The sequence below is a fragment of the Arsukibacterium sp. genome (assembly GCF_036735525.1).
Taxonomy (GTDB): Bacteria; Pseudomonadota; Gammaproteobacteria; order Enterobacterales; family Alteromonadaceae; genus Alishewanella.
This window is the reverse complement of record NZ_DAINOE010000124.1, coordinates 1-5,485: the sequence shown is the minus strand read 5'-3', so window position 1 is coordinate 5,485 and position 5,485 is coordinate 1. Positions and strand designations below refer to the sequence as shown.

5 protein-coding genes are annotated in these 5,485 nt (G+C 46.7%); all 5 read left to right on the top strand.

Features of this window, described 5'->3' with window-relative positions; all coding sequences use genetic code 11:
* On the top strand, positions 1-905 hold a 905-nt coding region (atpD, locus tag V7D78_RS15785; RefSeq protein ID WP_333609420.1), incomplete at its 5' end, for a F0F1 ATP synthase subunit beta.
* A gap of 24 nt (positions 906-929) precedes the next feature.
* Positions 930-1,346: a F0F1 ATP synthase subunit epsilon gene (locus V7D78_RS15780; protein WP_333609419.1), complete on the top strand. Its 417-nt coding sequence runs from the start codon at positions 930-932 to the stop codon at positions 1,344-1,346.
* Between the two features lie 128 nt (positions 1,347-1,474).
* On the top strand, positions 1,475-3,409 hold the full coding sequence (locus V7D78_RS15775; RefSeq protein ID WP_333609418.1) for a S9 family peptidase: 1,935 nt from the start codon (positions 1,475-1,477) through the stop codon (positions 3,407-3,409).
* A 137-nt stretch (positions 3,410-3,546) separates the two neighbouring features.
* A complete protein-coding gene (gene glmU, locus V7D78_RS15770) occupies positions 3,547-4,905 on the top strand; it encodes a bifunctional UDP-N-acetylglucosamine diphosphorylase/glucosamine-1-phosphate N-acetyltransferase GlmU (protein ID WP_333609417.1) in 1,359 nt (452 codons plus the stop codon).
* A gap of 389 nt (positions 4,906-5,294) precedes the next feature.
* The coding region (locus V7D78_RS15765; RefSeq protein WP_333609416.1) for a hypothetical protein at positions 5,295-5,485 on the top strand (191 nt) is incomplete at its 3' end.

Below are 5,485 nucleotides of genomic sequence, written 5' to 3'. Positions count from 1 at the left end.
TGATGGAACTGATCCGGAACATCGCGATCGAGCACAGCGGTTACTCAGTATTCGCTGGTGTGGGTGAGCGTACCCGTGAAGGTAACGACTTCTATCATGAAATGAAAGACTCTAACGTACTGGATAAAGTATCGCTAGTGTACGGTCAGATGAACGAGCCACCAGGTAACCGTTTACGCGTAGCCTTAACTGGCTTAACCATGGCGGAAAAATTCCGTGATGAAGGTCGTGACGTACTGTTCTTCGTTGATAACATCTACCGTTACACTCTGGCTGGTACTGAAGTATCAGCGCTGTTAGGTCGGATGCCATCAGCCGTAGGTTATCAGCCAACATTGGCAGAAGAGATGGGTGCCCTGCAAGAGCGTATCACTTCTACCAAGACAGGTTCTATTACGTCTATTCAGGCGGTATACGTACCTGCGGATGACTTAACTGATCCGTCACCAGCTACGACCTTCTCGCACTTAGATGCAACGGTAGTACTGAGCCGTAACATTGCTTCACTGGGTATTTACCCGGCAATCGACCCATTGGATTCTACTTCTCGTCAGTTAGATCCACTGGTTATCGGTAAAGAGCACTATGACGTAGCTCGCGGTGTGCAAACCGTACTGCAGCGTTACAAAGAACTGAAAGACATTATCGCCATCTTAGGTATGGACGAATTGTCTGATGAAGACCGGACTTTGGTATACCGTGCACGGAAAATCCAGCGTTTCCTGTCTCAACCGTTCTTCGTTGCTGAAGTATTCACTGGCTCGCCAGGCAAATACGTACCGCTGAAAGAAACTATCCGTGGCTTTAAAGGTATTTTGGACGGTGAATACGACCATATGCCAGAGCAGGCGTTCTACATGGTTGGTTCAATCGACGAAGCTATCGAAAAAGCGAAGAAGATTTAAGCAACCAGGCTTTAGGAGAGCGAAATGGCGATGACAGTGCAACTGGATGTAGTAAGTGCTGAAGAGAAAATTTTCTCTGGCCTTGTCGAGTCCGTGCAGGTCACAGGCAGTGAGGGCGAGTTAGGTATTTTACCTTTTCACGCCCCGTTACTGACTCCTCTGAAACCTGGCATGGTCCGTATCGTGAAGCAGTTCGGTGAAGAGCACATGATTTATGTTGCTGGCGGGGTCATTGAAGTGCAACCCGACGGTATCATAGTGCTGGCCGATGTGGCGGTACGTGGCGAAGACTTAGACGAGCAAGCGGCTTTAGATGCACAAAAGCGTGCAACTGAAGCCATGCAGAATGCCGGTGCAGATTTCAACTATGCTGAAGCTGCTGCGCAATTAGCCGAGGCTATTGCACAGTTGCGGATCATTCAGAAATTACGCAAAAAATAAGTCAGCGTTTATAGAAAAAGCCACCTAAGGGTGGCTTTTTTTTATCCAAAATTAAAGGTTATGGCTGTGTTGGCTAAAGTTCTATGGCATGATAATGATGAATTAAATATGTCCGGAGTACTATAACAATGAAAAAAATGCTACTCGCGTTAATATTCTTCTGTTGGCCGGTGGCTGCACAGCTTTCACTGGAAGACTTTGCCCGTCCTTCTCAGTTTTTACAAATTCAAATTTCACCCAGCGGCAAATATCTGGCCGCGACCAGCCGCAATGATGAAGGCACTATTCTGCTTAATGTGATTGATGTTGCTTCTAATAAAATCATTAGCATCCGGCACTTTGAAGGCACAGATTCCATTGGCAGTTTTAACTGGGCTAATAATGAACGTATTTTAATTAATCTGGTACGAGATATCGGCTCGCTGGAGCAACCAGTGCCTACAGGTGAGATTTTTGCGGTAAATGCCGATGGTTCTAACCCGCAAATGCTGACAGGCTACAGGGCCAGACACGAGACAGATGGCGCGCAAATCGTCAGCTTTTTGCCCGAAGAAGAAAAGTTCGTGATGATAGCCACTGCCACACCCAATGTGCGCGGTTCTTTTACGTTGTTAAAACGCATGAACGTGGATACCGGCCGTACCCGTCAGGTAACACGGGCACCGATGCGCTCAGCTGGACTGATATTAGACCGTAATGGTTTAGCGCGCATAGCGGTAGGTGTTGATCAGAATAACGACAATGAAATGATCATGATGTATCGTAAAGATGAGCGCAGTGACTGGGCAGTACTGCGTCGTTATGGTCAGCGTGATGGTAGCTTTGATCCGCTGGCATTCTTACCAGACAATAAGCGAATTTTGGGTTTAAGTGATACCCAAACGGATACTAAAGCCATCAGTATTTTAGATCCCGAAACCGGTAAAGAAGAGTTGCTGGCGCATCACCCTAAGGTGGACGTAGCGCCAATTTTCAGCATTGACGATGGCTATATCAGTGAAGTGATCGGCGCTTCTTATGAGTACGATACCTTTGAAGATGTGTTTTTTGCTGACGTTGAAGATAAAACCTTCAGTGGTTTTGCTCAGGGCTTGCGGGCCGTATTTCCAGGCAAAAAAATTGGCTTAGCTTCAGCAACCCGTGATAACAATATCATTGTTATCACCACTCGCTCGGCTAATCATCCGCCGGAATTTTATTTATTTGATACCCGTAATCAACAGCTGAGTTTCTTATTAAACGGCCGCCCCTGGTTAAAGCCAGAGCTGTTATCTGAAACTACAGCTATCTTATACAAAAGCCGCGATGGCTTGGATATTCATGCCATTTTAACCTTACCCATTGGCAAGGAACCAAAAAACCTGCCCTTAATCATGCTGCCTCATGGTGGTCCGCATGGGCCGCGTGATTATCTGGAAATTGATGCGGATGCTAAGGTACTGGCGCAGCATGGCTATGCGGTATTGCAACCTAACTTCCGTGGTTCAGGCGGTTTTGGCCGCAGTTTCCTGCAATTGGGCTATCAGAACTGGGGCACCACCATGATTGATGATATGACCGATGGCGTCATGCATCTGGTGAAGAAGGGTATCGTTGATCAAAATAGAATTTGTGCTTATGGTGGCTCTTATGGTGGTTATGCCGCTTTAATGAGTGCAGTGCGCGAGCCGGATTTATACAAGTGTACTATTGGTTTTGTTGGCGTGTTTGATTTAAACCTGATGTACACCGATGGCGATATTCCAGAGCGGCAAAGTGGTATTAATTATCTGGAAATGGCCATTGGCCGTGATCAGGAGCGGCTAGATGCGCAATCGCCTATCAAACATCTGGATAAACTGAAAGCGCCGGTGTTTATCATCCATGGTCGTGAAGACAGACGGGTACCGATTATCCATGCCAACCGTTTACGCGAAGAGCTGGAAAAACGTAACCATCCTTACGAGTGGTTGGTAAAAGACAAAGAAGGCCATGGCTTTTATAAACCAGAGCATAACGTTGAACGCTGGCAGAAAATGTTAGCCTTTATAGATAAATATATAGGCGAAACCGAGAAGAACTAGTTTAAATGTCTGTGTCTTAAGCATTGTCACGCCACCTTCGGGTGGCGTTACTTATTCAGTAAAACTTCATTGCAAGCCTGTAATCTGTAGCATTATCAATTAGAATAGCGACATTATTTTTTAAAGGGATAACCACCATGGCATTAAATGTAGTGATATTGGCCGCCGGTAAAGGCACACGGATGAAATCAGACTTACCTAAGGTGTTACACAAGGTGGCTGAGCGGCCTATGGTGCAGCACGTTATTGATACTGCCCGTGCTCTGGGGTCTGTTAAACCCCAGCTGGTCTATGGTTATGGTGCCGAGGCGTTAATTACGGCGATGGGCGAACAATCGTTGCATTGGGTATTACAAGCTGAGCAACTTGGCACCGGCCACGCGGTAGCCCAGGCTATCCCAAATATTGCTGATGAAGATACCGTGCTGGTGCTATATGGCGATGTACCTTTAACCCGCCTTGAAACCTTACAGCAATTGTTGGCCGCGAAGCCCGCTAATGGCTTGGCCATTTTAACGGTTACCCTGCCAAACCCAACTGGCTATGGCCGCATAGTGCGGCAAAATGGCAAGGTGGTGGGTATCGTTGAACAAAAAGATGCCTCACCAGAGCAACTGCTTATTAATGAAGTGAATAGCGGCATTATGGCCTTGCCGGGTAAGCAGTTAAAAAGCTGGCTGGGTAAGCTGTCGAACAGCAATGCTCAGGGCGAATATTATCTGACCGATGTGATTGCCATGGCGCATAGCGAAGGTGTGGCAATCGCCACTGCCCAGCCGCAAAACCCGATGGAAGTGGAAGGCGCCAATAACCGGGTGCAACTCGCTGCCTTAGAGCGGGCTTATCAGCAACGAAAAGCCGAAGAGTTAATGCTCGCTGGTGCCAACCTACGCGATCCGGCACGCATTGATGTGCGTGGCAGCGTAGTCGTCGGCAATGACGTGATGATTGATATTAACGTGATTTTTGAAGGCAAGGTCGTGTTGGGCAAAGGTGTAACTATCGGTGCTAACTGTATTTTAAAAGACTGCACCATTGGTGATAACACCGAAATAAAGCCCAATTCGATGATAGAAAAAGCCACTGTCGGCAGCGACTGTTCCGTGGGTCCTTATGCCCGCCTGCGGCCAGACAGTGTGATGTTGGATGACAGCCATGTTGGCAATTTTGTTGAAATGAAAAAAACCACCCTGGGCAAAGGCTCTAAAGCCAACCACTTAACTTACCTGGGTAATGCGCTAATTGGTGATAAAGTTAACGTCGGTGCCGGTACCATTACCTGCAACTACGATGGTGCCAATAAGTTTGTGACGACTATTCAAGACGGCGCCTTTATCGGCTCTAACAGCTCACTGGTGGCCCCGGTAACGGTGGGCGTTAATGCTACAGTTGGCGCCGGCACAGTGTTGACCCGTGATGCCGCCGCTGGTGAGCTGGTGGTGGCTCGCGCCAAGCAACGGCATATTGAAGGCTGGCAACGCCCACTTAAAAAATAACTTTTTTCTGACAAGGGCTTAAGCTAATTCTCACTGTAGCGGTTCAAGATTTTCTTGGACCGTGTTCTCTACCCTGTCGTATGACCAAACGACAGGAAATGATAGACGTTCTTAACTGCAACAATATCGCTTGGTTGGCATCCTTTCTTTTAGCACTGCGCAGAACAATCTTCAGAGATCAAAAATAGACTAACTGTGATGACTGCGGTTGCGCCTTTAGCGCTTAGGCTCAAGTTGAAGCATTGACAGTACGATTTTAAACCTCTCCCAATTTGATAAAAGGGTGATTGGCCTGAATGTTAGCCATATCACCTGTTATTTCCTACAGGTTTCCATTTAAAAAAAACTGTTAGACTGATGTTTAAATATCGAGGCAATTGGGCGCAGTCATGAATAGTGTTATACAAATGTTTAACGTTGAGAGCGAGAATCAACACCAAAATGATAGCTTGAATACGGTAGTTTCATTTGGCCCTAGTTTAAGTGAGCCTAGAACCAGTCATTACACTATTTATGTCGACTTACCTAATGACAAAGAAAACGTCATTTTGATACATGGTTATTTGGGCCACCGAATGAT

Bases quoted from the DNA above. Each gene is read 5' to 3' on its own strand.
- V7D78_RS15780 (WP_333609419.1), top strand. From the start codon at position 930: ATGGCGATGACAGTGCAACTGGATGTAGTAAGTGCTGAAGAGAAAATT.
- V7D78_RS15775 (WP_333609418.1), top strand. From the start codon at position 1,475: ATGAAAAAAATGCTACTCGCGTTAATATTCTTCTGTTGGCCGGTGGCT.
- glmU (WP_333609417.1), top strand. From the start codon at position 3,547: ATGGCATTAAATGTAGTGATATTGGCCGCCGGTAAAGGCACACGGATG.